This window comes from Mycobacterium paraense, assembly GCF_002101815.1.
In the GTDB taxonomy this organism is placed as follows: Bacteria; Actinomycetota; Actinomycetes; order Mycobacteriales; family Mycobacteriaceae; genus Mycobacterium; species Mycobacterium paraense.
Genome location: NZ_LQPM01000025.1, coordinates 35,351 through 62,114 on the forward strand (window position 1 = coordinate 35,351; position 26,764 = coordinate 62,114).

Annotated in this window: 14 protein-coding genes, 1 tRNA gene and 2 pseudogenes; 10 read left to right on the forward strand and 7 right to left on the reverse strand. The window is 68.8% G+C overall.

Features of this window, described 5'->3' with window-relative positions:
- Positions 1-117 precede the first annotated feature (117 nt).
- Positions 118-1,434: a PucR family transcriptional regulator gene (locus AWB89_RS20205; protein WP_085176049.1), complete on the reverse strand. Its 1,317-nt coding sequence runs from the start codon at positions 1,432-1,434 to the stop codon at positions 118-120.
- A gap of 145 nt (positions 1,435-1,579) precedes the next feature.
- Positions 1,580-4,369, reverse strand: coding sequence for a pyruvate dehydrogenase (acetyl-transferring), homodimeric type (gene aceE / locus AWB89_RS20210; protein ID WP_085176051.1), 2,790 nt, complete (start codon positions 4,367-4,369; stop codon positions 1,580-1,582).
- Positions 4,370-4,473: 104 nt separating this feature from the next.
- Here aceE and AWB89_RS20215 point away from each other — a divergent pair, with 104 nt between their 5' ends.
- From AWB89_RS20215 to AWB89_RS20230, 4 genes are all read left to right on the forward strand, one after another.
- Positions 4,474-5,064 carry a hypothetical protein gene (locus AWB89_RS20215; RefSeq protein ID WP_085101748.1) on the forward strand — a complete coding sequence of 197 codons (591 nt, stop codon included), beginning with the start codon at positions 4,474-4,476 and terminating at the stop codon, positions 5,062-5,064.
- A gap of 93 nt (positions 5,065-5,157) precedes the next feature.
- Positions 5,158-5,580, forward strand: a complete 423-nt coding sequence (locus tag AWB89_RS20220) for a DUF3052 domain-containing protein (RefSeq protein ID WP_085101746.1) — start codon at positions 5,158-5,160, stop codon at positions 5,578-5,580.
- Complete coding sequence (locus tag AWB89_RS20225) at positions 5,580-6,041, forward strand: peroxiredoxin (protein ID WP_085101744.1); 462 nt, start codon at positions 5,580-5,582, stop codon at positions 6,039-6,041. The genes AWB89_RS20220 and AWB89_RS20225 overlap by 1 nt, the downstream gene beginning before the upstream one ends.
- A 47-nt stretch (positions 6,042-6,088) precedes the next feature.
- A tRNA-Val gene (locus AWB89_RS20230) sits at positions 6,089-6,160 on the forward strand.
- 21 nt (positions 6,161-6,181) lie between these two features.
- Here AWB89_RS20230 and AWB89_RS20235 read toward each other — a convergent pair.
- Entirely contained in the window at positions 6,182-6,922 is a 741-nt protein-coding gene (locus tag AWB89_RS20235; RefSeq protein WP_241520543.1) for an SPW repeat domain-containing protein, read from the reverse strand.
- A 212-nt stretch (positions 6,923-7,134) separates the two neighbouring features.
- On the opposite strand from AWB89_RS20235, the gene lipY reads away from it, so the two are divergent.
- Both lipY and AWB89_RS20245 read left to right on the forward strand, forming a co-directional pair.
- Positions 7,135-8,460 carry a triacylglycerol lipase LipY gene (gene lipY, locus AWB89_RS20240; protein WP_085176053.1) on the forward strand — a complete coding sequence of 442 codons (1,326 nt, stop codon included), beginning with the start codon at positions 7,135-7,137 and terminating at the stop codon, positions 8,458-8,460.
- 28 nt (positions 8,461-8,488) lie between these two features.
- Positions 8,489-9,274, forward strand: a complete 786-nt coding sequence (locus AWB89_RS20245; RefSeq protein ID WP_085176055.1) for an alpha/beta hydrolase — start codon at positions 8,489-8,491, stop codon at positions 9,272-9,274.
- Between the two features lie 12 nt (positions 9,275-9,286).
- On the opposite strand, the gene AWB89_RS20250 is transcribed toward AWB89_RS20245, so the two are convergent.
- Positions 9,287-12,451 carry an ATP-binding protein gene (locus AWB89_RS20250; protein WP_085176057.1) on the reverse strand — a complete coding sequence of 1,055 codons (3,165 nt, stop codon included), beginning with the start codon at positions 12,449-12,451 and terminating at the stop codon, positions 9,287-9,289.
- 134 nt (positions 12,452-12,585) lie between these two features.
- On the opposite strand from AWB89_RS20250, the gene AWB89_RS20255 reads away from it, so the two are divergent.
- From AWB89_RS20255 to AWB89_RS20265, 3 genes and pseudogenes are all read left to right on the forward strand, one after another.
- The gene (locus AWB89_RS20255; RefSeq protein WP_085176059.1) at positions 12,586-15,204 is read left to right on the forward strand and encodes a LuxR C-terminal-related transcriptional regulator; all 2,619 of its coding nucleotides are present in this window, start codon (positions 12,586-12,588) and stop codon (positions 15,202-15,204) included.
- Positions 15,205-15,294: 90 nt separating this feature from the next.
- On the forward strand, positions 15,295-15,504 hold the full coding sequence (locus AWB89_RS20260; protein ID WP_085176061.1) for a hypothetical protein: 210 nt from the start codon (positions 15,295-15,297) through the stop codon (positions 15,502-15,504).
- 585 nt (positions 15,505-16,089) lie between these two features.
- Positions 16,090-16,406 (forward strand): annotated as a pseudogene (locus AWB89_RS20265) (integrase core domain-containing protein); the annotation flags it as partial.
- A 146-nt stretch (positions 16,407-16,552) separates the two neighbouring features.
- Here AWB89_RS20265 and AWB89_RS20270 read toward each other — a convergent pair.
- Positions 16,553-19,828 carry a helix-turn-helix transcriptional regulator gene (locus AWB89_RS20270; protein WP_142280327.1) on the reverse strand — a complete coding sequence of 1,092 codons (3,276 nt, stop codon included), beginning with the start codon at positions 19,826-19,828 and terminating at the stop codon, positions 16,553-16,555.
- A 259-nt stretch (positions 19,829-20,087) separates the two neighbouring features.
- Here AWB89_RS20270 and AWB89_RS20275 point away from each other — a divergent pair, with 259 nt between their 5' ends.
- Positions 20,088-21,326 carry a cytochrome P450 gene (locus AWB89_RS20275; RefSeq protein WP_085176064.1) on the forward strand — a complete coding sequence of 413 codons (1,239 nt, stop codon included), beginning with the start codon at positions 20,088-20,090 and terminating at the stop codon, positions 21,324-21,326.
- A gap of 227 nt (positions 21,327-21,553) precedes the next feature.
- On the opposite strand, the gene AWB89_RS20280 is transcribed toward AWB89_RS20275, so the two are convergent.
- Together AWB89_RS20280 and AWB89_RS27330 are read right to left on the reverse strand one after the other, a co-directional pair.
- Positions 21,554-24,730, reverse strand: coding sequence for an AAA family ATPase (locus tag AWB89_RS20280; RefSeq protein ID WP_085176066.1), 3,177 nt, complete (start codon positions 24,728-24,730; stop codon positions 21,554-21,556).
- 314 nt (positions 24,731-25,044) lie between these two features.
- Positions 25,045-26,764: pseudogene (locus AWB89_RS27330) on the reverse strand (PE family protein); the annotation flags it as partial.

Sequence of the window (26,764 nt, forward strand, 5' to 3'; positions counted from 1 at the left end):
GGGTGTAACAGATTATGAACCTCGTCTTAGGTTTTTGTATACACCCCACAAAACGGCTCCGTAAGCGACGTTTTTGATACCCGGCTGCGATCTGTTGCCTAAATCACTGCCCGCCGACTAGCCCGTCGTACCGCTTCTGACCGGCAGGGGAACCGGCGCGACGGTGTTCGCGGCGGCGCCGGAGGGCGCCGCCGGGTAGTTCAGCTGCCCGACCGTCGAGGCCACACGCAGCACGTATGCGTCGCGCGGTTGGGTGGGATCGCGCCCGGTGAAGTCGGTGACGCGCTTGAGCCGGTAGCGCACCGTGTTTGGATGAACGAACAACTTCCTGGCACAAGCCTCAATCGCGCCGCCACAATCTAAGTAAGCGTCAAGAGTCTCGATCAGCGTCGGGCCGGCGTCGGCCAGTGGCCCCATCACGTCGGTGTGCAGCGCCACGATCGCCGACGCGTCGCCCATCAGGGCCCGTTCGGGCAGCAGCTCGCGGGCCAGCACGGGCCGTGGCGCGCCGCGCCAGCCGGCGACGGCGTTCATCCCGGATATCGCCTCGCTGGCGCTGTGGTAGGCCGCGGTCAGCATGGGCGCCGTGGGCCCGATGACCACCGGGCCGTCGGCGAAAGCGGTCAACAGGTCGCCCAGGAATTTATCGGTCAGTGACAACTGGCCCGACACGATCGCCACCAGCCAGGTGCCGTGCACGTCGGTGAGCGCCGCCCGGCCGTGGCGGGCGGCGATGTCGCGGACGTCCTGGCTGGCCCGCGGGGTGCCGATCTCGCCGTCCGGCCCGTCGCGGCCCGGAGCCGGGATCCCGACCACGACCGTCGCCGGTGCGGTGGTGTCCCAGTTCAGCGCCGCCGCCCGGGACAGCAGCTCCGGGCCGGTGTCGCCGCGCACCACCGCGTCGACGACGCTGGCCTCCATCCGGCTGTCCCAGGTGCCGCGCGCCTCGGCGGCCTCGGCGTAGGACGAGGCGGCGGTGAACGCCAGGTCGCGGCTGTACTTCAGGACGCCGACCGTCAGGGCGGTCAGCTGCTCCTCGGAGCGCGCCACCAGCGGCAGCACCTCCTCGAAGAACTCCATCGTCACGCGCACCATGTCCACGCTGTGCCGCAGCGCGATCCGGCGGGCCAGGTCCTGGGGCACCAGCTCGAAGGCCTGCGCGGTGTAGCTGACGTTGCTGTGCGGGTCCTGCATCCACTCGACGAAGTTGTTGATCGCCGTCTGCACGACCAGCGCCACGCTGGCCCGCTGGGAGGCCTCCAGGTCGGCGAAGAACGGCAACCGGTCCTGCATGACCGCGACGGCTTCGGTGGCCAGCCGCCCGGAGTACTGCTTCAGCCGCCGCAGCACCGACTCCGGCACGTGGTCCAGCAGTTCGAGCGGCGACCTGGGCCGCGACGACGCGAACGGGCCGGCGAAGGCGTTGTCATTCACCCCTCAAAACCTACGCCAGAATTTGGAACTTTTCGCCAAGGCGGCGGGGGTGTTGCGGCAGGGGCCGGCGTCGAGTGTGCCGCCTGCCGCACACTGGGCGCCCACTGTGCGGCTGGCCGCACACTCGGCGGGAAGGGGAGCGACGTCAGGCCACTCCGGGGTCCGACGTCTGCTCGGGCGCGGCCAGCACGTCGTCGATGCGGTACTGGCGGGCGGCCGCACGGGGCACCGACGGATCGATCTCCCCGTCGCGGGCCAGCGCCTCGAGGACCGCGACAACCTGCGACTCGGCGTCGGTGTTGAAGTAGCGCCGCGCGGCGGGGCGGGTGTCGGAGAAGCCGAACCCGTCGGTGCCCAGCGTGACGAACGTGTTCGGCACCCACGGCCGGATCTGCTCGGGCACGGCCCGCATCCAGTCCGAGACGGCGATCACCGGCCCGGTGGCCCCTTCGAGGGCCCGGGTCACGTACGGGGTGGCGGCCGGCTGGTCCGGGTGGCGCAGCCTGGCCCGCTCGACGCAGACGCCGTCGCGGTTCAGCTCGCCCCAGCTGGTCACCGACCACACGTCGGCGGCGACGTCCCACTCGGCGGCCAGCATGTCGGCGGCCTGCAGCGCCGCCGGCATGGCCACCCCCGACGCCAGGATCTGCGCCGTGTTGGTGCGCTGCTCGGTCGCGGCGCGGTAGCGGTAGATGCCGCGCAGCAGCCCCTCGGGATCGAAGTTCTCCGGCTCGGGCGGCTGCGGGTACGGCTCGTTGTAGACGGTGATGTAGAAGAACACGTTCTCCGGGTTCTCCCCGAACATGCGGGCCAGCCCGCTCTCCACGATGTAGGCGATCTCGAAGGCGAACGCCGGGTCGTAGGACACCACCGCCGGGTTGGTGGCGGCCAGCAGCAGCGAGTGGCCGTCGGCGTGCTGCAGGCCCTCGCCGGTCAGCGTGGTGCGCCCGGCCGTCGCCCCCAGCAAAAAGCCGCGCGTCATCTGGTCGGCGGCCGCCCACAGGCCGTCGCCGGTGCGCTGGAACCCGAACATCGAATAGAAGATGTAGATCGGGATCATCGGCTCGTTGTGCGTCGCGTACGACGTGCCGGCCGCGATGAAGGAGCCCACCGACCCCGCCTCGTTGATGCCCTCGTGCAGGATCTGGCCGACTTCGCTTTCCTTGTACGCCAGCATCAGCTCGGCGTCGACGGCGGTGTACAGCTGGCCGAGGCGGTTGTAGATCTTCAGCGACGGGAACCACGAGTCCATGCCGAACGTGCGCGCCTCGTCGGGAATGATCGGCACGATGCGCGGCCCGATCTCCTTGTCCCGCAATACTTCCTTGAACGTGCGCACGGTCGCCATGGTGGTGGCGACCTCCTGGGTCCCCGATCCCTTCTTCAGGGCGGCGTAGATTTCGCGGCCGGGGAGCTTGAGCGCCTTGGCCTTGGTGCGCCGTTCGGGCAGAAAGCCGCCGAGGGTGCGGCGGCGGTCCAGCATGTAGCGGATCTCCGGGGCGTCGGGGCCGGGGTGGTAGTAGGGCGGCAGGTAGGGATTCTCGTCCAGCTGGGCGTCGCTGATAGGGATCCGCATGGAGTCGCGGAAGTGCTTAAGGTCTTCCAGCGCAAGCTTTTTCATCTGGTGGGTGGCGTTGCGGCCCTGGAAGTGCGCGCCCAGCGAGTAGCCCTTGATGGTCTTGGCCAGGATCACCGTCGGCTGGCCCTTGTGGTCGATGGCGGCCCGGTAGGCCGCGTAGACCTTGCGGTAGTCGTGCCCGCCGCGCTTGAGGTTCCAGATTTCGGAGTCGGTCATGTGGTCGACCAGCGCCTTGGTGCGCGGATCGCGGCCGAAGAAGTGGTCGCGCACGTAGGCCCCGTCGTTGGCCTTGTAGGTCTGGTAGTCCCCGTCGGGCGTGGTGTTCATCAGGTTGACCAGCGCGCCGTCCTTGTCGGCGTGCAGCAGGGCGTCCCACTCGCGGCCCCAGACCACCTTGATGACATTCCAGCCGGCGCCGCGGAAGAACGACTCCAGCTCCTGGATGATCTTGCCGTTGCCGCGCACCGGGCCGTCGAGGCGCTGCAGGTTGCAGTTGATCACGAAGGTCAGGTTGTCCAGGCCCTCCAGCGCCCCCACGTGCGCCAGCCCGCGGCTCTCCGGTTCGTCCATCTCGCCGTCGCCCAAAAAGCACCACACGTGCTGGTCGGAGGTGTCCTTGATGCCCCGGTCGTGCAGGTAGTGGTTGAACCGGGCCTGATAGATCGCGTTGAGCGGGCCCAGGCCCATCGACACGGTGGGGAATTCCCAGAAGTCGGGCATCAGCCGCGGGTGCGGGTAGGAGGGCAGCCCGCCGCCGGCGTGGCTGTGCTCCTGGCGGAAGCCGTCGAGCCGGTCCTCGCTGAGCCGGCCCTCGAGGAAGGCGCGCGCGTAGATGCCGGGGGAGGCGTGGCCCTGGATGAACACCTGGTCCCCGCCGCCGGGATGCGACTTGCCGCGGAAGAAGTGGTTGAAGCCGACCTCGTACAGCGCCGCCGACGAGGCGTAGGTCGAAATGTGGCCGCCCACACCGATTCCCGGGCGCTGGGCGCGGTGCACCATGATCGCGGCGTTCCAGCGGATCCACGCCCGGAAGCGGCGTTCGACATCCTCGTCGCCGGGGAACCACGGCTCCAGTTCGGTCGGGATGGTGTTGACGTAGTCGGTCGACGTCAGCGCCGGGATGGTGACCCGCTTCTCACGGGACCGCTCCAGCAGCCGCAGCATCAGGTAGCGGGCCCGCGCCGGACCCGAGCGCTCCAGCAGCTCGTCGAAGGACTCGAGCCACTCCGACGTCTCGTCGGGGTCGATGTCCGGCAGGTAGGAAGCGACGCCTTCGCGGATCACCCGAACGCGGTCGGGTTCGCTTGCGCTGCTGGGGGATTTGGCCAGATCGTGGCGCGCGAACTCCGTGGTCAACTTCCGCTCCTGTAATCGGCTGCTTCTTGTCCTCCTATCGTGCCGCACCGACGTTTCGGGCGGGTAGCCGCGCCCGCAATCGGCACCCGGTAACGTCAGCAATCGTGCTCATCGGATGGCGTGCCGTCCCTCGCATGCACGTGGGGGATTTCCCGCGGCGGGGCGCGCTGGCGCTCGGCTGCATCGCGGCGCTGGTCATGGGGATCGTCGGGTGTACCAGCGTCACCAACGGCACGGCCACCCCGGACACCAACGTCGCCCCGGCGTACCGGCAGTCGGTGTCCGCGTCGGTGTCGGCCTCCTCCGCCACCTCGCGGGTCAAGGAGTCGCAGCGGCAGCAGTCGCTGACGACCCGGGCCGTGCGTACCTCCTGCGACACGCTGGCCACCTCGGCCAAGGACGCGATCGACAAGGTGAACGCCTACGTCGCGGCGTTCAACGGCGGCCGCAACACCGGCCCGGCCGAGGGCCCGGCGATCGGCGCGCTGAACGACAGCGCCACCACGGTGTCCAACAGCTTCAACGACGCGCTGTCACAGCAGTTGAAGGACGCGTTCAATGCCTACGTCGACGCGGCGCGCGGGGTGGCCAACGCCATCGGGACGCACGCGTCGATCGCGGAGTTCAACAGGCGGGTCGACCAGCTCAACGACACCAAGACGAAGGCGCTGAAACTCTGCCTGGCATCCTTCTGAGACACCTGACGAGGTACGGGTATGGTCCGCGTTCTGGCTGTGCGACGATAATCCCCATCGCACGGTGCGCGGACGGATTAAGGAGGGTCCACGGTGGTCGCGGCGGATGACGCCTCGAGCTTCGCTCGCAAACTGGGCATCCAACGGGACCAAGTCGTGCAGGAGTGGGGCTGGGACGAGGACTCCAACGACGACATCCGGGCCGCGGTCGAGGAGGCGTGCGGCAGCGAGTTGCTCGACGAGGACAGCGACGAGGTCATCGACGTCGTGCTGCTGTGGTGGCGCGACGGCGACGGCGACCTGGTGGACACCCTGATGGACGCGATCGGCCCGCTGGCCGAGGACGGCGTGATCTGGGTCCTGACGCCCAAGACCGGCAAGCCCGGCCACGTGCTGCCCGCCGAGATCGCCGAGGCGGCCCCCACCGCCGGCCTGATGCCGACCTCGTCGGTCAACCTCGGCGACTGGAGCGCCAGCCGGCTGGTACAGCCCAAGTCGCGGACCGGGAAGCGTTGATGCTGCCCGTCGGCACCACGGCCCCCGACTTCACATTGCGCGACCAGAACCAGCAGCCCGTCACCCTGAGCTCGTTTCGCGGCGCCAAGAACGTCCTGCTCGTGTTCTTCCCGCTGGCGTTCACGGGGATCTGCCAGGGCGAGCTGGATCAGCTGCGCGACCACCTGCCGCAGTTCGAAAACGACGACAGCGTGGCGATGGCGATCTCGGTGGGGCCGCCGCCCACGCACAAGATCTGGTCGCTCGAGAGCGGGTTCATGTTCCCGGTGCTCTCGGATTTCTGGCCGCACGGCGAGGTCAGCCAGGCCTACGGCGTGTTCAACGCCGACGCCGGCTACCCCAATCGCGGCACCTTCGTCATCGACCGGTCGGGGATAATTCGTTTCGCCGAGATGAAACAGCCCGGCGAGTCCCGCGACCAGCGGCTCTGGCTCGACGCGCTGGCGGCTTTGCAGGCCTGAAATTTTGGGTGCTCTGCCCGTCGGCGTGTAGCCTGCTGCGGGCATAGGGGCGCGTAGCTCAGTGGTAGAGCTCTGGTTTTACACACCAGCGGTCGGCGGTTCGATACCGTCCGCGCCCACGGCAACAGGTGCCTGCCGGATCAGCGATACCGCGCCTGGTACTTGGCGTCGGCATCCGTGCGGACTTTCGATGCGAAGTCGAGGTGCTCGCCACGCAGGTACCCGGCCACGCCGAGGGCGGTCGTCAAAACACCCGCCACCCACGCGGTCCACGCGGCCCGGTCCCCGTCGAAGCCGGCCACCCACGGCGCAAGAAACAAAGCGAAGCCCGTCACGGCCAAGGTCAGAAAGTCGCGAGTCGGATCGACGGCGAGCAGCGACCAGACACTGATCAGGGCCGTTAACCCACCGAGCCCGACAACGACGGCCGTCGCGGGTGCGGTTGAGGGCGTCGCGATGGTCACTAGGACGGCGGCGAGTCCGATTACCAGAGCGGCACGTCCCATCCAGAAGCTCAAGCCGCTCCGCAGCGATTGACCGCCGCCGACTTCATTCATGCCGTACTCCGACGGCGTTCTACCCGTCGTCCATCCGATGCCACCCAGCACCATCGCGAGACCCCCGGCGATCCAGCACGTCCACGAGGCACCCGCATCAGCGCGGTACCCATTGCCGAGGAACGGAACTATGAACATCGCCAACCCGACGACGACGAGACCCCAGTGTTCGGGCCTGCGGTTGCGAACGAAGACCGCCAGTGCACCGAACAGCACGATGAACGCGCCGAAACCGAACGCGAAACCTTCGCCGACCCGCGTGGAGCTGGCCGCAAATGCCGCGATGATCGCGCCGACACCGACGACCAATGCGGCCGAGCCCACCCACGGCCTGTTATCAGTCATGTACTCCAGCTACCCACTCTGGGCCGGAATTCCCCCTCCCGAACACCGATTGTTCGCACACCGGGCCCGTGCGGCGGGTCATGCGCCGCGATCAGCACGTCGTCGGGACCGGGGCCGACCGAAATTCAGTATGCGACTACTGCAGACCCTCGCGTCGGTTCGCGTGAGGCTGGGGTCGTGGGTGGACCGACATGTCTTTTGTGATCGCGGCGCCGGAGTACGTGGCAGCGGCGGCAACGGATTTGGCGGGCATCGGTTTGTCGCTCGGCGAGGCGAACACGGTGGCCGCGGGCTCGACCACGGCGGTGGTGGCGGCGGCCGGGGACGAGGTTTCGGGCGCGATTGCGGCGCTGTTCTCCTCCAACGGCCAGCACTTTCAGGCGCTCGCCGGTCGGGCGGCGGCGTTTTGTGAGCAGTTCGCTCAGGCGCTGACCGCGGGGGCGGGCTCCTATTCCGGCGCCGAGGCCGCCAACGTGGGCAACGTTATCGCCGCGGGATTCGTCCGGCTGGGCAACATGATCGTCACCGACATCTTCGGCGCACCGGCCAATCCGCCATTCCCGGCAACGCAGCCGGGGACATTCACCGGAATGCCTTCGCTGGCAACCAGAATCGAAGACGCCGCGTTGTGGCCGGTCAAGGATTTCCTGACCTTCTCCGGAATCTACAACCAATGGGGGATGCCGGGTTCCCTGTTCAACCGAGTGGTCGCCAGCGGTCTGCTGTCGCCGATCCTCGGCGACTCCCCGCCGAAGCTGCTGCCGTTGCTGTTCGGGGAAACGGTGCAGCACACCACCTATGAAGGGATGCCCGTCGTGCAGATCACCCCGGCCCACCCCAACGGCAACTACGTGGTCGCCATTCACGGCGGCGCGTTCATCCTGCCGCCGACAATCCTGCACTGGCTCGACTACACGGTGATGGCCTACCAGACCGGCGCGACCATCGAGGTGCCGATCTATCCGTTGATGCAGCAGGGCGGTACCGCCGGCACGGTCGTTCCCGCAATGGCCGGGCTGATATCCACGGAAATCGCCGCGCACGGGGCCTCGCACGTCAGCGTGCTCGGTGACTCCGCCGGCGGCACCCTCGCACTCGCGGCCGTCGAATTGATGGTGGCCAACAACCAAACCGTGCCGGCGTCAATGGTTTTGCTGTCCCCGTGGCTGGACGTCAGCGATACCAACCCCAACATCGGGTTCGTCCACGATCCCCTGCTTCCTCCCCTCGGGACCGGGGCGCAACAGATCGGAAAGGTATGGGCCGGCGGTCTTCCCGAGAACAACCCCCTGGTGAGTCCGCTGTACGGGTCACTCAAGGGGTTGCCGCCGACGTATGTCTACTCGGGCTCCCTGGATTCGGTCGCGCCCGACGCGCTCGTCCTGCAGCAAGAAGCCGCAGTCGCGGGGGCCCCGGTCAGCTTCGTACTGGGCACCGGCGGCATTCACGACTGGGTCCTGCTCACTGTGGACGGATTCCGATACTGGCCGCAGATCGACCAGGAACTCGGTATCTAAACGCGGCACGCCTGTCATCCTGTGAGTCATGTGCGCCACCAAGCACGTCGTCCTCGTCCATGGGGCCTGGAGCCGCGGGGAGCAGTTGGCCGCCGCGCGCGCCGCGTTCGAGCAGCGGGGCTTTACGGCGCACACACCGACGCTGCGCCACCACGAACTTCCCTTGCGCGACGGCGCGACAAAAGTCGCCGCGCTGAGCCTGCGCGACTACGCCGACGACCTGGTCACGCTGGTGAATGCCCTGGATTCGCCGCCGCTTCTGGTGGGTCACTCGATGGGCGGGCTGGTGGCGCAGTTGGTCGCCGCGCGCACGGCCCCGGCGGGCCTGGTGGCGGCGTGCCCGGGCCCGGTGGCGGGCGTCCTGGGCGGAACCCGCAGCAGCTTGCGGATGTCGCTGCCGCACGTGCTGCGGCCGCGCTCCTGGGCCAAGCCGTGGTGCCCGCCGACGTTCGAGCAGTTCTGCCGCTGGATCGCCAACACGCAGACCGAGGACACCGCCCGGGAGATATACGACGGTCTGGTCTGCGAAACCGGCCGCTATCTGTGGGAACTGCTCCTTGCGGTGCCGAGGCTTTCGAAGGTCACCGTGGTCGATTTCGCGGCGGTCACCGTTCCCGTGCTGGCGATCGGGGCGGAGCGCGATCGCATCGTGCCGCCCACAGTCGTCCGACGCACCGCGGCCAAGTACCCGAACGGCACGGCCGTCGAGATTCCCCGCTCCGATCACATGGTGTTCTCCGGAGCGGCGCTGCCGGTCACCATGGGCTGCATCGACGAGTGGATGGCGAGGAACCATGTCCTGGCCGCGCGCTAGCTCCGCGTGCCGTCACGCCATCGCATCGGCCAAGGCGATATGCCCTTCGAAGCCAAGGGTTTTCGCCATGTCGCGGTAGCGATCGCGGAAGCGCTGATAGGTCGCGTCATCGCCGCGAGCCCTTGCCAGTAAGGCCCGCAGCCGCAGCAGCGGAACCTCGAAGAGCACGTAGCCCGGATCGGTCGGCTCCGCCGCCAGCCGGTCGATCGCGGCCTGCGCCTCCTCGACGTCGGCGCCGGTGCCGCGCTGCAGCAGCGCCTCCACGAAGACCCTGTTGGCCTCGCCCAGGGAGAGCGCGTCTCCCGCGTCGAATGTGTAGTCGACGACGGCGCGTGCCAATCCGATCGCGCCGTCGATGTCGCCGGTTCTGGCCTTCTCCTTGGCGATTTCGGTGTCGACGGTCCGCACGACGTTGTCCGCGTACCCGTGCCGCACGTTGGCTTCACGAAACTGGGCGAGCAGCGCGAAGCCGGCCGCGCGGTGCGAAGCGCCCTGTTTAACAAGGACAAGGCCGCGACTCACCCGGGCGCCATCCACCGCGAAGTCATCGCCGGAATGCTCGGCCATCTTCATCGCTTCGGCGGTGTCACGACTGGCCGTCGCGTCGGGGAGGAGCACCCCGGCGTGGGTGGCGAAGCGGTACTTGTACAAGACAGGGGCCCCTAAAGACAGCGGGTCGACGCTGCGGGTCATCTCCGTCGCCTGCTCGAGGTCGTCCCTCCAGCCCGGAAGGCCGAGGCAATATCGGCAGCTGCCGCGCATGAGAAACGCCATCGCCAGGGGTGACGCGACGGGACCCAGACCACCCTTGGTGGGATCGCCGCCGGCCAGATCGATGACGCGCTGCGCCAACGTCAGGCCCTCGGCTGCCTGTCCCGCGAACCACCTGGCACTGCTCATCAGCAGCATCAGCGTCAACGGCGGTTCGGCGAACGACTCGAGCAGTTGGCTGCAGTCCGACGCCAGCCGTGCCGCTTCGCGGTAGCGGTTATGGAATACCAGCGTCGTCATCAGGCCGCCCATGCCGATCGCCAGCGATACGGTGTCACCGGCGGCGGTGCACAGGTCGCGCAGTTCGTCGAAGCCGGTGTCGGCGACGCTGCCCGCCACCCGAACGGTGTTGAGGCACAACAGCGTCCGCGGGGCGATACGCATCGACGCTCGGCCCGGGTCGTCGGTGGGCAACCGGTCGGCGACCGCTCGGGCCCGTTCCCAGCTGTTGCGCGCGGACCTGATATCGCGGGCTTGCGCCCATGCCCCGGCGCGCATGTGCCAGCCGAACGCGGCGCGCAGGTCACCGGCGGCCTCGAAGTGCTCGGCGATCAGCGCGGCGTTCTCGTCGAGCGAATCGGGGTCGCGTTGCTGGAGCGCGGTCGCCAGCCGCCGATGCAGTTCGGCGCGGTCGGATTTCAGCTGTGTTTCATAGGCGACGGTCCGGATCAGCGGGTGGTGGAAGGCGTACTCCGCGTGCGGGGTGAACCTCACCTGGTCGACGAGTTCGGCGGCGATCAACGCGGGCAGCTCGGCGGCACCATCGAGCAACGCCAATTGCTCCGCATCGAACCGCAACCCGATCACCGCCGCGGCGTTCAGCGTCTGCTTGGCGGCCAGGCCCAGCCGGTCGATGCGGGCGGCGATGGTGGCCTGCAGGGTCGCCGGGACGGCCGCGTCGGCATGGTCGACCTGGCAGGCGTAGCTGCCGCGGGCCCCGCTCAGCACACCCCGCTCCGCCAGGTCGCGCACCATCTCCTCGACGAAAAAGGGGTTTCCCGCGGCCCTTTCGGCGATCGTGGTGGCAAGGCCGGCGACCGAGGGGTCCGGTCCGAGCAGCTGCAGGACCAGCGCCGCGGTCTCCGAATCGCTCAGCGGCGCAAGGGCGATGGTTTGCGCACCGGGCACCCGGCTCAGTGCGCCCCGATATTCGGGGCGGTAGCTGATCAGCACCAGCGAGTGGGTCTGGGGGACCACCGCAACGAAGTCGTCAACCCATGATTCGCTGACCCCGTCGATCCAGTGCAGGTCCTCAACGACATAGACCGTCGGGGCTTTTCGGGCCAGCGATGCCGAATTGACCAGCGCGGTCAACCGCCGCCGCCGCGCATCCGGATCGACCTTGGCCAGCGCCGCCTCGGGGTCGGCGATGCCCAGCAGGTCCTCCAGCAGCAGCACGTCCTCGGGGTCGGCATCGGGGAACTGCGCCCGCACCCGGTCACGGGCGGCGACGGTCTCCAGACCGCGCACGCCGGTGGCGGCGCGCAGCAGCTGCGCCACGACGCGGAACGGGACGTCGCTGGCATGTGATTCGCAGAAGGCGCTGAATACCTCGACGCCCCGGGCCGCCGCCGTGGCGCTGACCTCGCGCACCAGGCGGCTCTTGCCGATGCCGGGCGGCCCGACCACGCCGACCACGGCGCCGCTCCCGTCGATGGCGCGGGCCAGCAACCCCTCGACGGCGGCCATCTCCCAGTCCCGGCCGACCAGATTCGACTCGGCGCGTCCGGTCGCGCGTCGCCCATCAACCATGCCCAACAGCCGGCGGGCCGGCACCGGCTGCGCGACGCCCTTGATGTGAACCAGCTCCGTCCCAGCCAGATTCGCCGCGCCCTCCACCAAGCTCGCGGTCGAGGCGCTCAGCATCACCCCGCCGGGGGGCGCCACCGATTCCATGCGTTGCGCCATGCCGACCTGCTCGCCCACGGCGGCGTAGCCAAACTGGCCCGAACCCATCTCCCCGGCGATCACCTGACCTGAGTTCAGCCCGACCCGCAACTGCAGATCGATGCCGTGACGCTGGTGGAAGTCAACGGCCAGCCGCTGGGCCTCCTCCTGAAGCCCCAGGGCCGCCAGGCAGGCCCGGACGGCGTGGTCTTCCAGCGCGATCGGCGCGCCGAAGACCGCCATGATCCCGTCGCCGGTCCACTGCGCGACCGTGCTGCCGTACCGCTGCACCACCGCCGCACACCGGTCGGAGAGCTCGGCCATGATCTCGCGCAGCCGCTCCGCGCCCACCGCCGCCGCGATGTCCATCGAGTGCACCACGTCGGCGAACAAGACCGTGACCTGCTTGTACTCCGCGGGGAAATCGTGCGTCGTGATCGGTGCACCGCAGCCATCACAGAATCGCGCACCCTCGCGCGGGTCCGTGCCACACGTGCGGCACGCGGTCGTTGCGGTCATCAGACCCTCCGCCGCCTTCGGCCCCCAGGTCCCGTTTGACCAGCATAGGGGCGCTGCAGGGTTCCCAGAAGAGCTTTGATCCACCCGGTCCGATTACCGTCGGATGGCGCGGTGATGCCACGTACGCTTTCTTGGTGCGATTGCAGTGGCCGTTGGTCGGCCGCTCGGAGGAGATGGCGGCAATCGACGCCGCCATCTCGGCTTCGGATGCTTCCGGGATCGTCGTCCACGGGGCGGCGGGCGTGGGCAAGAGCCGGATCGCGCGGGAGGCCTTGACTGCTGCCGAGTCGCGGGGATGCGAATGCCGGGTGGCGGTCGGTACGTCGTCGGCCCGGGCGATTCCGCTGGGTGCCTTCACCGCGTGGGCGCCCTCGGATGTCAGCGACACCGTTCAGCTGCTGCGGGGGGTGATCGCGTCGCTGACGGCCGCCGCTTCGGACGCCACGGTGGTGGTGTGCGTCGACGATGTGCATCTGCTCGACGATCTGTCGATATTCGTTGTGCACCAAATCGTTCAGCGCGGCGTTGCGAAAGTTCTGCTTACCGTTCGCGACGGCTCGCCCATTTCCCCCGCCGTGCAAGAGATTTGGAAGGGCGGCCGGTTCGAGCGGCTCGATCTGCAGCCGCTGTCACTCGACGAAACCAGCAGGCTGCTGTCGGCGACGTTGGCGGGGCCGGTGGATTCGGATGCGGCTCAGCGGCTCTGGAACCTCACCCGCGGCAATGCCTTGTATCTACGGAACATCGTCGAGCAGGAGGTCGCCGACGGCCGCCTCGTTCAACAGCAGGGGTGCTGGCGCTGGATCGGTGATCCGGTGCTGCCGCCCAACCTGGTCGAGCTGATCGAGTCCCGCATCGGGGACCTACCCGCCGCGGTCAACGACGTGATCGACCTGCTGGCTGTCGGGGAACCCGTCGAGCTGGCGGCGCTGCGGCGGCTCACCGACCCCGCCGCGGTCGAAGAGGCCGACACCCGCGGTCTGATCACGCTCGAGCCCGGGGTCGGTGGTGTGCAGGTGCGGGTGGCGCATCCGCTCTACGGCGAGGCGCGCCGCAGGGGAGCGCCAGCCACGAAGCTGCGGCGCTTGCGCGGGTTGGTGGCCGCCGAACTCGCCGAATCCGCTGAGCGTGACGACATCCAGGTCGTCGTGCGGCGGGCCACCTTGAGCCTCGACTCCGACCTCGCGCGCGACGTGGACCTGCTCGTCCGGGCAGCCCGGGGCGCCGTCTGGCTGGCGGACCTGCCGCTGGCCGACCGGCTCGCGGAGGCGGCGGTCCGCGCCGGAGCGGGGCCCGAACCGAATTTTGTTCGCGCGCATGCCCTTTCATGGCTCGGCCGTGGTGAAGAGGCGGACGCGGTGCTGAGCGAGATCGACATCGACCAATTGAACGACGCCGACCGCGCCAGGTTCGCGTTCTTTCGCGCGAGCAACCTGCTCTGGGCGCTGGGTGATCCCGCGCGGGCGAAGGATGTCGTCGATGACGCGGCGCGCGCCACGCCGTCGCGGGCGCACAGCTATATCGACGCCTTCCTCACCGTGTACTGGTTCGCGATGGATCAGCCCGGTCGGGCGTTGCAGGCGTCGACCAAACTCGTGTTGGACGACCTGCCCGCGGTGGTTGGGGCGGAAATAGCCTGGGCTCTGGCCACCATCGCCGCGGACGCCGGGCGCACCACCGCGGCCGTGGGCACCGCAGAGGCCGGTTACGTCGCCGCGACTCGCTCGTTCGACGCCCCGCACATGAGGTTCAACATTGCCGATTCACACGTGAGCGCGCTGTTGCTGTCGGGGCGGATCGGCGACGCCGCGGACGTGGCCGAACGCGTGCAACAGCAGGCGCGCGACCTTCCGGGCGCGGCCGCACTGCTCGGTGCCGCCGTCGCGGGCCGGGCCGCCCTCGGCGCGGGCGACGTTCGTTCCGCCTGTGTGTTGTTGGAGAAGGCGGCCGTCGGGATGTCCGGAACGCACCCGCTGGGCTGGGGCTACCGCTACCGCATCCCGTACGCGATGGCGCTCGCCGTCCGCGGGTCGACGGACGAGGCGGCCGCCGCGCTTGCCGCGCTCGGCAAGGTGCAACGCCCGTTTCGGTCGCTGGACTACGAATTGAGCCTGGCCCGGGGATGGGTGGCCGCGGGCCAGGGCGCGGTGAGCCAGGCGATCGCTGTGGTGCTGGCGGCGGCCCAAAAGGCAGCCCGGCAAGAGCAATTCGCGGCGGAAGTGATGTGCTTGCAGGTCGCCGCCCAGTTCGGCGACTCCTCGGGCGCTCCTCGGCTGCGTGAGCTCGAGGGGATCGTCGAGGGGCCCCGGGCGGGCGTGGCCGCGCGATTCGCCGAGGCCCTGCGCGACGGCGATGCCCCCCAATTGGGCCGGGTGTCGGAAGACTTCGAGCGTCTGGGCGATCTTGTCGCCGCCCTCGACGCGGCCGCTCACGCCGCCCTGACGTATCGCCGGCAGGGCCTTCGAGGGTCGGCGTTGGGTTGCTCGACGCGCGCCGCCGCCTTGGCCAATCATTGCGGCGCAAGCACTTTGGCGCTTCGTCAGGCCGGCGAGCCCTTGCCGTTCACCGATCGGGAACGGGAGATCGTGATGCTGATCGGCGAAGGATTGTCGAGCCGCGAAATCGCCGAGCGGCTGACCCTGTCCGCGCGCACCGTCGAAAGCCACATCTATCGGGCGATGTCGAAGACGGGGACCAGCAGCCGCGAGGAACTCGCCGCCCTGCTACCCCGACCACGGGCGCACACAAAGTGAACGGTCCGACCGCGTGGCCTCCCGCGCCGGCGACAATTGCAGTAGGTCCATACTGAGTCGGCATTGTGAAAACGTGTCCATGCTGCTCAGATGGCCAATGAACTCAGCCAACGCGAGCGGGCCCTGCGCCGGCTGCCGTTACCCTATTCGCTGGCATTGAGGCTACGCGACGCCGGCATCTCCGCCGACGTGATCTGCCAGTACGTCAACGTCGAGCAGTCCGCCCTGGATGGCCTGTACCGTATGGCCGAAGCGAAACTTGTTGCGGCGCAAAACGCAGCAGATGCGCGCTCCCGCTGATGCCGGTGAGACAGGCGAGTGTCACGTTAAGCACCGCCCAGCTGTCCAATCGCGGACGACTCAGCCTCCCTCGTCTGGCCTGGGAATAAGCCGGGGCCCAAGACCGCGACTCCGTGGCCGGCGTGATATCCGGCCCAAGCGCGAACAGAGCCACGTTGCGCCAGACGATGTGCGCCTGGACAGCGAATGATTTAAGTATCGGACTACTGACTCAGCGTCACGAGAACGGACGCATGCTGCCCAGATGATCGATGAACTCACAAGTTGCGAGCGGGCGTTACCTTCACCGGTGAGCGAGGCGCAGCTGGCGGCGGTGTTGCCGCCGGTGCGCATGTTGGCGCGGGCCCGCACGGTGCTTGGCTATCAGCTCCGCGCCGCGGCGCGTCGGGTGGTGGGACTGCTACCGGGTCTGGGCGAGCGGTTGGATGTGCCGCGGCTGCAGCCGCTGCGCAGCAGCAGCCTGGCGATGTACCGGTTTTGGAAGCTGCCCTACGGGATGGCCGAAAAGCCGCACTCGCTGGCCGATGTGCCGTGGGAGTATGTGCGGGCCAACTGGGACAAAATCCCGTTTTTGGGTTTGCGGGAGTATTGGTACCCGGCGCTACAGATGTGCTGCGTTGTGACAACGGGCCCGAGCTGGCCTGCGCAGCGATGGCCGACTGGGCCGGTGATCGCCTATTACTGGCGTTCATCCCGCCAGGCCAGCCGTGGCGCAATGGCTATATCGAATCTTTCAACAGCAGGGTCCGCGACGAATGCCTCAACATCAACATCTTCTGGTCACTGGCGCACGCCCGCGTCGTCATCGGCGATTGGAAGTATCAATACAACCACCACCGCCCCACTCCGCCCTGGGCTACCAGCCGCCAGCCCGCTACGCCGCCAACTGCACCCACCAATAGACCCCCAAAGCAGTGAGAACAGTGACGCACCTTGCGATCCGGTAACACCGTCGGCTGCGACGCGGGTACGCGAAGTCGATGCAACACCGGTAGTTGTCAGTGGCCCGATAATCCGACCCCGTCGAAAGGCTTGGCCGCCCCATCGGTCAGGCGTGACGTGCTGCCTCTTGGGCAAGTTGGACGCGCGAAGCCAGGCCCAGCTTGGTGTAGACATGAGTGAGGTGGGTTTCGACGGTGCGTGGTGAGACGAAAAGCCTTGTCGCGATGTCCTTGTTGCCCAAGCCGGCACTGACGAGCCGGACGACGTCCAGTTCGGTTGGCGTCAGCGATGCCCAGCCGCTGGCCGGGCGTTTGCGCTCGCCGCGGCCGCGTTGGGCGTAGGCGATCGCTTTGCCGGTGGACAGCGCGGCGCCCTCGGCCCGTGCAGACTCGAAGTCGGCTGCGCCCAATGCATTACGAAGCGTCGCGACCGCGGCATCGTGCCCGGCGTCATAGATCTTGAACCGGACCGCACCCATGCGTTCCCGCAGGGCCTGCGCCGCGCCGAATAGTCGCGCGGCTTCTCGGTGACTGTCGGCGGCGCCGGCCAGCGTTGCCAGGCACTCGACAGTATCGGGGAGAGCCAGATGCGCCTCGACTTCGGCGGCGCACGCGAGCGCCCGGTAGGCGTCGCGATCGGCCTGCTCCGGCTCGCCTTGTGCGATCGCAACCCGCGCACGCGTCGTCAGCGCCACCGCTAGGTGCCAGCCCCTCATCACCGAGACGGCATCGTCCGCCCAGCGGCGGGCCGCGACCAAATCACCACGCGCAAGGGCAACCTGCGCTACTGGGTTGATATTCACCACCCCCAGCTGGGCACTCAACCGCTGCGAGGCCGCCTCGCTCGCATTGGCCGCGGCCGCTACATCACCTGCGGCCAGGCTCGCCGTAGCCAACGCCGCGTAGCTAAAGCCCTCAATGAACCCACCGATCTCCGCTGCGGCCTCGATCGCCGCGTCGGCCGCGGCTCGCGCCGCACTGATGTCACCGTGGTACGCCAACACCATGCCCTGGCAGAACAGCATTGCCGCCGTCCCGACCACGTCGTGATTGGTCTCGGCGTCGGCAGCCGCGCCGCGAAACTGTGCGACGGCCCCGGCCAACTCGCCCTGCATCCACTGTGCCAAACCGAGGCTCCAGCGACAGCGAAACGCGGCAGGCCGGTCACCGATCGACTCGGCGAGGTCGCGTCCTTCTTCACCGGCCGCACGCGCGGCGATCGGGTCACCCGCGATGAATGCGGCGTACGCCTGAAAGCCGAGGATCTCGCTCAACATCCCTTGGTCGCCGAGGCCCCGGGCCAGTTCGTTCGCCTCGGCGAGGTAGCGCGAAGCCACCTCGGTGTTGTAGGCGGCGATACCTCCGCAGGCGGTGAGCGCCCGGGCCACCAGGGCCGGGTCGCCAATTCCACGCGCGATCGCCAGGGCTTCTTCGGCCTGATCGAGGCTGTCGACGGCGACGACCTGGGTGGCGAGCGCGGCCTTGTCGGCGAGCGCCCGCGCCCGTACCCCGGCCGCTACCTCGATGCCGTGCGCGGTGTCGTCGCTGAGGATGGCGTCGTACCAGGCCAGTCCTTCCTGGATACGGCCACGCCCTAGCCAGAGCGGCTGCAGTGACGACACGAGCTGCAGCGCACGCTCGACGTCTGAGTTCTCCTGGCTCCAGGCGAAGGCCGAGCGCAGGTTGTCGATCTCGCTCTCGGCTTGCTCGACACGCTGCTGGTGGCCGCTGGCCGTCGGGGCATCGAGCTGGCTAGCCATCAAGGTGAAGTAATCGCGGTGACGCGCCCGCACGGTATCGGCTTCACCGGACTCGCCGAGCTTTTCCAGGGCGTACTGGCGCACGGTTTCAAGTAGCCGGTACCGCATTCGGCCGCCCGTGTCGTCGGCCACCACCAACGACTTGCCCACGAGCAGAGTGAGTTGGTCGAGGACCTGGTATCGCTCGACCTCGGTGCCGCCGGCGACGGCACGGGCGGCGGCGAGGTCGAATCCACCCATGAACGGCGCAAGCCGGCGAAACAAGACTCGCTCGGGCTCGGTCAGCAGCGCATGCGACCAATCCACCGACGCATGCAGTGTCTGTTGGCGACGCACCGAAGTGCGGGAACCACCGGTCAACAAGCGGAAGCGGTCGTGCAAACTGTCGATGATCTCGTGGAGCGTCAACGCACGCACCCGGGCCGCGGCGAGTTCGATGGCCAGCGGCATGCCGTCGAGGCGACGGCAGATCTCCTTCACAGCGTCGTTGTCGTCGTCGGTGACTGTGAATCCGGATCGCACCCGGCGCGCTCGGTCGACGAACAGCTCGATGGCCTCGTCGTCCAACGAGAGCGATGGCACTTGCCAAGTCACCTCGCCGGCGACCCCGATCGGCTCACGACTCGTTGCCAGCAGCGTCAGCCGCGGACAGGCGCTCAGCAGCGCGGTGATCAGCGCAGCACTCGCATCCAGAAGGTGTTCACAGTTGTCCAGCAGCACCAACATCCGACGATCTCTTACGAACCCGATGAGCGTCTCTGTTGTGGGGCGGCTCGGCTGATCCGCCAGGCCGAGGGCACCTACCATCGCGACTGGCACCAGGTCGGGGTCGGTGATCGGCGCCAGCTCGACATACCACACTCCGTCACCGAAATCGGTAGCCATCTGACCCGCGACCTGTATGGCCAGACGGGTCTTACCGGCACCGCCGGCGCCGGTCAAGGTGACCAGCCGGTTGGCAACGAGGGTCTGCCGCACATCGTGAATCTCCGCGCCGCGGCCGACAAAACTGGTGAGCTGCACCGGTAAATGCTCCGCGGCAACGGGTTTCGACGTCCGAAGCGGCGGGAAGTCGTTGCGGATATCGGGGTGGCACAGCTGCACCACCCGTTCGGGACGGGCGACACCGCGCAGTTCGTGACTGCCGAGATCGGTCAGCCACGCGTCGGCCGGAAGCGTATCGACAACCAAATCCTCGGCGGTGCCCGAGAGCACCGTCTGGCCGCCGTGCGCGAGATCGCGCAGCCGCGCCGTCCGGTTGATCGTCGGGCCAACGTAATTACCGTCATCGCGCAGCTGCACCTCTCCGGTATGCACACCGATGCGCAACCGGATCGGGGCCAGCGGCGCCCGCTGCAACTCCAATGCGCACGCGGCCGCCTCGCTCGCGCGGGCGAACGCGACCACAAAGCTGTCGCCCTCACCCTGCTCGACCGGCCGCACCCCGCCGTGGGCGGCGAGCAGGTCTCCTAGCATGCGGTCCAAGCGAGCGACGGCGGCCGTCATCTCCTCCGGTTGGGTCTCCCACAACCGCGTCGAGCCCTCGACGTCGGCGAGCAGCAGCGTCACCGTTCCGGTTGGCAGCTCGCCCACGCCCAACTCACTCCAGTTCACCGGCGGCATGTCCGCACGTGGATCAGTTTCGGTCATGCTAGCCAGCATCTCGGGGCAGGGAGCCGCAAACATCAGTGAAAACCCGTATCCCGACGTCGCTGAGCGGTCGGTTCGGTGAAACATCGCGCCACCGGGGGAACCACGTAGGGCAAAACACCATGCCGGTGCGCGCCTATAGAACGGGCCCGTCAGTTACGAGTTCTCCCCGATGATCAGGCGCTCCGGAAGCCCCACAGTCGAGTCGAGGACCCGACCGAGGAGGACCACCATGACCGTAACCGTTGACGGATCGGGCTGCCCAAGCGTCTTCGATGCCGGACTACCGACGATCAACTACGAATACGCTCAACACCCCGACGAAGCCCACGCAATCATCAGCCAGGCCCGCGAGAAGGCGCCGATCGCGATCGGGCCATACGGGCCCGAGCTGCTGACCTACGATCTCGTGCGCACCGCGCTCCGCGACCCGCGATTCCGGGTGCCTCAAGGGATGTTCCTTGCAGCGCAAGGCATCACCTCTGGCCCGCTTTGGGACCGCGTCGCCGCCAACATTCTCAGCCTCAACGGGGAGGAACACCACCGGCTACGCCGACTGGTGTGCAAAGCCTTCACACCCAAAGCGACGCCACGGCTGCGCACGACGATCGTCGACATCATCACGGGACTGGTTGACCGCCACAGCGCCCACGGGCGCTGCGACGTGGTCACCGACATTGCCCGCCAATACCCGATCCCGGTCATCTGCGCGCTACTGGGCGCACCGCCCGAAGACTGGGAACTGTTCTCCAGCTGGACAGATGACATCTTGAAGGCTTTCAGCTGGAATGCCGCCAAGGAAACATCGGCGATCCTGACCGCCTGGGATGCTCTCGACACCTACATCGACGACATGCTCGCGCACCGGCGGCACGCATTGACCGACGACCTGATCTCCGAGCTGATCCGCGCCGAGGACGATGGCGATCGCCTCAGCGCCGACGAACTCCGCATGCTCGTGGCCGCGCTGTTGCTGGCAGGCACCGACACCACCCGCCTCCAGTTGAGTGCGGCGGTACACGTGCTGTGCGATCACCCCGACCAGTGGGCACTCCTGGGCCGGCATCCGGAGCTTGCGGTCAATGCCGTCGAGGAGCTCATCCGCCATTCGCCGATCACCTTCGTCACGTTGCGCGCCACGATGGAGGATGTCGAAGTCGCCGGCGTCAAAATCGCGGCCGACACAATAGTCGTCGTCAACACTGGGGCGGCCAACCGGGATCCCGCGGTCTGCGACGACCCCGACCGTCTCGAGATCAGCCGCGTGGGCGCCCCACCGATCCAGACATTCGGCGCCGGCATGCACTACTGCCTCGGTGCCCATCTCGCCCGCCTCGAGTTGGCCGAAGCCCTGGCGGTGATGACACGGCGCATGCCCAACGCCCGCCGCACCGGTCCGGCCCCATGGAAACCGCTGACCGCACTGAGCGGACCCACCACTCTGCCCATCGAATTCGACGCCGGACACTGAACCCGCCGACCAGCCACGAGCTGGGTAGGGTGCCATTGCAACGCACAAATAAAATCGACTCTCACAAAAAAGTGGACCAATTCTTGGGGTCCTGCCACGTCAGCTCACAGCGAACATCAATAAGATCACAACGGAGGCTGGGACGAGTCGCCTGCATGCTCGGCCGCATCGTTGCCGCTAGACCGACCGCTCCTGGTCTGGGACTCTTGCCGCCAACGTGGTCGCCGTCATGGCGTCGCCTCTGCCCAGGCGATATGTCCTTCGTAGCCGAGCGATTCCGCCATCGCGCGGTAGCGATCCCGCAATTGCGCATAAGCCGCGGCATCGCCGCGGGCGCGGGCCAGCAGGGCGCGCAGCCGCTGGAGCCAGACGTCACGCATCACCAGGCCGTCATCGGCTCGTGCGGCCGCCAACCGCTCGATCGCGGTCTCGGCTTCGGCCAGGTCACTGTCGGACCCGCGATCAAGCAGTGTCTCTACCAGAACACCGGTCGATGGAATCCCGTGCAGCCACAGCCGTCCTCGGCGGAACAGATGGTCGACGGCGGCACGCATCAGCGGTATGGCCTGATCGCGGTCCCCATCCCTAGCCAGCTCGCGCGCCGAGTAGACATTGACGAGCCAGAGGTCGCATAACGCCTGTCCCCGGGGTTGGCACAGGTCGGTGACGTCGGCCAAAAGCTGCTGCCCGCGACTACGGTCAGCGGCCGTGGGGCGATGTACCAACGCAAGGCCCAGCGTCACCTTGGCTTGGGACAACGCGAAGTCATCACCGGCTCGTTCCGCATTCTGCAGGGCATTCTCAATGTCACACACTGCGCGATCGTCGGGGTTGAGCAGGCCGAAAACTACGCCCGTGGTGTAGGTCCAGCCGACGACCGTGGCGGCCGACATCGGGTCGAATTCGTCAGCAATGGCAAGGCCGTCCCGCAGGTCGTCGCGCCACCCGGGATGACCCAGGAACGACCGGGCCACGCCACGCGCGGTAATAGCGATCGCTAGCGGCGCTCCGAAGAGGAAGTCGCCCTTAGTCGGGTCACCGTCGGCCAGGTCGATCACTCGCTGCGACCAGCGCAGCACGTCAGCGAAGTCGGCGGTCTCGGCCTTGGCATAGAGCAACGGCATGGACAGTCCCACCGCGAGGATCGGATCACCGATCGATTCGATCAATGTCCAGGCTTCCGATGCCACCTGCGACGCTTCGCACACCCGGTCCGCAAACGCGTGATCGATTATCAACCCGGCCATCCCGGTGGCCAGCGACGCCTTTTCCCCCGCGGCGGCGCACAACTCCCGCAATTCCTCGAACCGGGTGCCGGCCACACGTTCATGGACTCGGTAGGCGATCCCGCACAACATGGTGCGCGGAGCAATGCGCATCGCTGTTCGGTTTGGGTCATCGGCGGGCAGCGTGTCGGCGATCTTCTGAGCGTGCTCCCAGCTCAGCTGGGCAGCGTTGATGTCGCGGTAGGTCGCCCAGGTTGCCGCCCGCACGTGCCAGCCGTAGGCGGCATGCGAATCACCGGCGGCCACTAGATGCGACGCAATGAGGGCTGAATTCTCGTCAGCTGCTGTCGGGTCACGTGATTCGATCGCTGCCGCGACGCGCCGGTGCAATTCGGCACGGTCCGATTTGAGCTGTGATTCGTAGGCCACCGCGCGGATCAGCGGGTGGCGAAAGGCGTATTCGGCGTTCGGGGTGGACCGCACCTGATCGATGAGCTCGGCGCCCAGCGGTTCGTCGAGCACCGCATCGATGCCCAACGCGGCAAGCAGATCTGCCCCGAAGCGTTCGCCGATCACCGACGCCGCGTGCAGCGTCCGCTTGGCCGGCGCATTCAGGTGGTCGATGCGCGTCCCGATGGCCGTCTGTACCGTGGCCGGCACGGCTACCTCGGCGACATCCACTCGGCGCAGGTAGCCACCATGCTCACCGGCCAGCACGCCGCGCTGGGCCAACTCGCGCACCATTTCTTCGGCGAAAAACGGGTTGCCGGCGACCCGTTCAACGATGATTCCCGCCAGCTCACCGACCGAGGGATCTGATCCCAGCAGCTCAGCGATCAGCGCTGCGGTGTCCGAATCGTCCAGTGCCGCAAGTGAAATCGTCTCCGCGCCGGGCCCCCGTGTCAACGCTCCCCGGTACTCGGGGCGGGCGGTGAGCAACACCATCGACGGGGTTTGCGGGATGACGGTGAGGAAGTCGGCCAGCAGCGATTCGCTGACGGCATCGATCCACTGGACATCCTCGATGATCAACAGCGCCGGTCGGGTGGTGGCCAGGGACGCGGAGTTGATCAGTGCGGTCAGCCGGCGACGCCGCGCATCGGGGTCGATCCGAGGCAGCGCCACGCCGGGGGCGGCGATGCCCAGCAGGTCATCGAGCAACAGCAGATCCTGGGGGTCTGCATTGGGAAGCTGCTCCCGCACCCGAGCGCGGGCCGCTTCGCCGTCGAGATCAGCCACCCCGATGCGCACGCGCAGCAGCTGGGCCACCGCACGGAAGGGAATGTCGGCGGCGTGGGATTCGCAGAAGGCCCAAAACACCTCGACTCCGCGACGTGCCGCCAGGGCAGCCGTCTCCCGGGCCGTCCGGCTCTTGCCGATGCCCGGCGGTCCCACCACACCGACCACGCCGCCGCGGCCACCCAGCGCCCGGTCCACCATGGCGTCGAGGGCAGCCATCTCGCTGCGGCGGCCGACCAGACTGGCCTCGGCGCGACCGACCGGCCGATCCCGCGGACCGATCCCCAACAGCCGGCGCGCGCACACCGGCTCGTCGAACCCCTTGACGCGCACCCACTCCGGTTCGCCCAGCACCACGATGTGCTCGACGAGGCGCGCAGTGGACTCCGACAGCATCACCCCGCCCGGCGGCGCCACCGACTCCATCCGCCGGGCAAATCCGACCGTCGCGCCGGTCGCGGCGTAACCCAGTGACCCCGAACCGATCTCACCGGCGATCACCCGGCCCGAATTCAGGCCCACCCGCAACTGCAGCGCCACGCCATCGCGGCGGTGCACCTCGTCCGCCAACCGGTTGGCCTGGTCCTGGATGGCCAGCGCGGCCAGGCACGCCCGGAAAGCATGGTCCTCCAAGGCCACCGGGGCGCCGAAGATCGTCATCACGCCATCGCCGGTGTATTCGACGGTCCCGCCGCCGTAGCGCTGCGCCACCGCCGCTGACCGCTCCACCAGCTCGGCCATGATCTCGCGTAACCGCTCCATATCCAGTACGGACGCGATGTCCATCGAGCGCACCACATCGGCAAACAACACCGTGACCTGCTTGTACTCCGCCGGTGTGCCCGGGGCGGCGATCGGCGACCCGCACTCCATACAAAATTTCGAATTCGACGGCAGTGCTGTCCCGCACACAACGCACGCCAATCCCGCCGCCGTCATGCGAACACCACCATTCGCGGTCCGATACCCCGATCCGCTAAGAATAGGGCGCTTACCAGCGGACAACAGCGTCAATGACGCGATGCATTGAGGCGCTTCCCGCCGCTACGCGAGCGCGGTAGTAGCACACAGGCTTGCGGCGAACCATGCCGTTGCACTGTGGAACAGAAGATCGCGACGGAACCAGAGCCGTCAGCGAGGAGCAAGGCAAATTCAAGGACCCCTCTAGTGAGGCTTACCCGCCACTTCCGCGGTGACGATGATCTTGCGGTCTAGTAGAGGTCTGGGAGGCTGGGCGCGCACGCAATGAAGGGCTACGGCAACCCGTTCAAGCCGTCCACGCCGAACAGCGTTCCGCCGGTGCCGCCGGCGCCGGGAGTGCCCGCGGTCGCGCCGGGCCCGGCGTTGCCGCCGTTGCCGCCGGCGCCGAGCAGGCCCGCGTTACCGCCCTGGCCGCCGTTGCCACCGGTCACCGCGCCGGCGCCACCCGCGCCGCCGGCCCCGCCGGTGCCCAGGAGCAGCGCGCTGCCCTGACCGCCGGCTCCGCCGGCGCCTCCGCCGCCGGTCGAGCTGGCTCCGCCGGCCCCGCCATTACCGCCGGGCCCCAGCAGTATGCCCGCGCTGCCGCCCGTCCCGCCGTTGCCGCCGGCGCCGGTCAGGCTGGCCCCGCCGGCCCCGCCGGCGCCGCCGCCGTTGGCAATCAGCACCGCGTTGCCGCCGGCCCCGCCGTGTCCGCCGGCGGTCGCGCCGAACCCGCCGTCCCCGCCGGCCCCGCCGGCCCCGAGCAGCAGGCCGCCGTTGCCGCCGGCGCCGCCGACTCCGCCCGTGCCGGTCGCGCCGGCCCCACCTTCCCCGCCGGCCCCGGCATGGCCGAAGAGCGCGTTGCCGTCGCCGCCGGCGCCCCCGGCGCCCCCGGCGAGATCGCCGTATCCACCGACCCCGCCAACTCCGCCGCCGGCGGTGATCAGCCCGCCCAACGGACCGCCGGTCCCGCCGGCACCGCCGCTTCCGCCGGTCCCGCCGGTCCCGAATGCGGCGCCGCCGGCCCCGCCGGTCCCGCCGTACGAAGCCAGCCCGCTAGGTCCGCCGGCCCCGCCGGCCCCGCCGACCGCGCCCGCGGCGGTGGTGAGCCCGCCGCTGCCGCCAGCGCCGCCGTGGTCGAACACGGCGGTCCCGCCGGCCCCGCCGGCCCCGGCGTTGCCGGTTGACGAATTGCCGCCGGCCCCGCCGGCGCCGGCGCAACCGATCACGCCGCCGGTCCCGCCGGCGCCACCGTTGAGGCCCGGGCCACCCGAGCCGCCGGCGCCGCCGTCGCCGAGCAGCCACCCACCGGGCGCGCCAGGCTGCCCGGTGCCCGCGGCCCCGGGGGCGCCGTTGGCGAACAGCGGACGTCCGGTCAGTGCCTGGACAGGGGCGTCGATGGCGTGGAGTACCTGCTGCTGGAGGCTATGCAGGGGCGAAGTGCTGGCGGGAGCGTTGAAGCCGTCGACCCCCAGCAGTAGCCCGCTGGTACCACCGGCGCCGGTGGGACCCAGCGCCGTGCCGGTGCCGGGATTGCCGCCGTTGCCGCCGTTGCCGAGCAGCAGGGCATTGCCGCCGGCGCCACCGCCGCCGCCCGCGGCACCCAAGCTCGACCCGCCGGCGCCGCCGGCGCCACCATTGCCCAGACCGCCGCTCATGCCGCCGTTTCCACCGTTGCCGCCCGCACCGAGGACGCTGGCCCCGCCGGCGCCGCCCGCCCCGCCCGGCCCGACCACGCCGCCGTTGCCGCCGGCTCCGCCGGCCCCGCCGTGCGCGCCGCCGGCGCCGCCGGTCCCGCCGACGCCGCCGTCGTTGATCCACGAAAGACCGCCGTGCCCGCCGGCTCCGCCGACCCCGGTTTGGCTGCTTCCGCCGGGCCCCCCGGCGCCGCCGTCGCCCCACACCAGGCCGGTGCCGCCATCCCCGCCCGCCCCGCCGGTACCGGAATGGCTGGATCCACCGGCGCCACCGGCGCCGCCCCAACCGGCGAGGAGAGGCCCGTCGCCCCCGCGC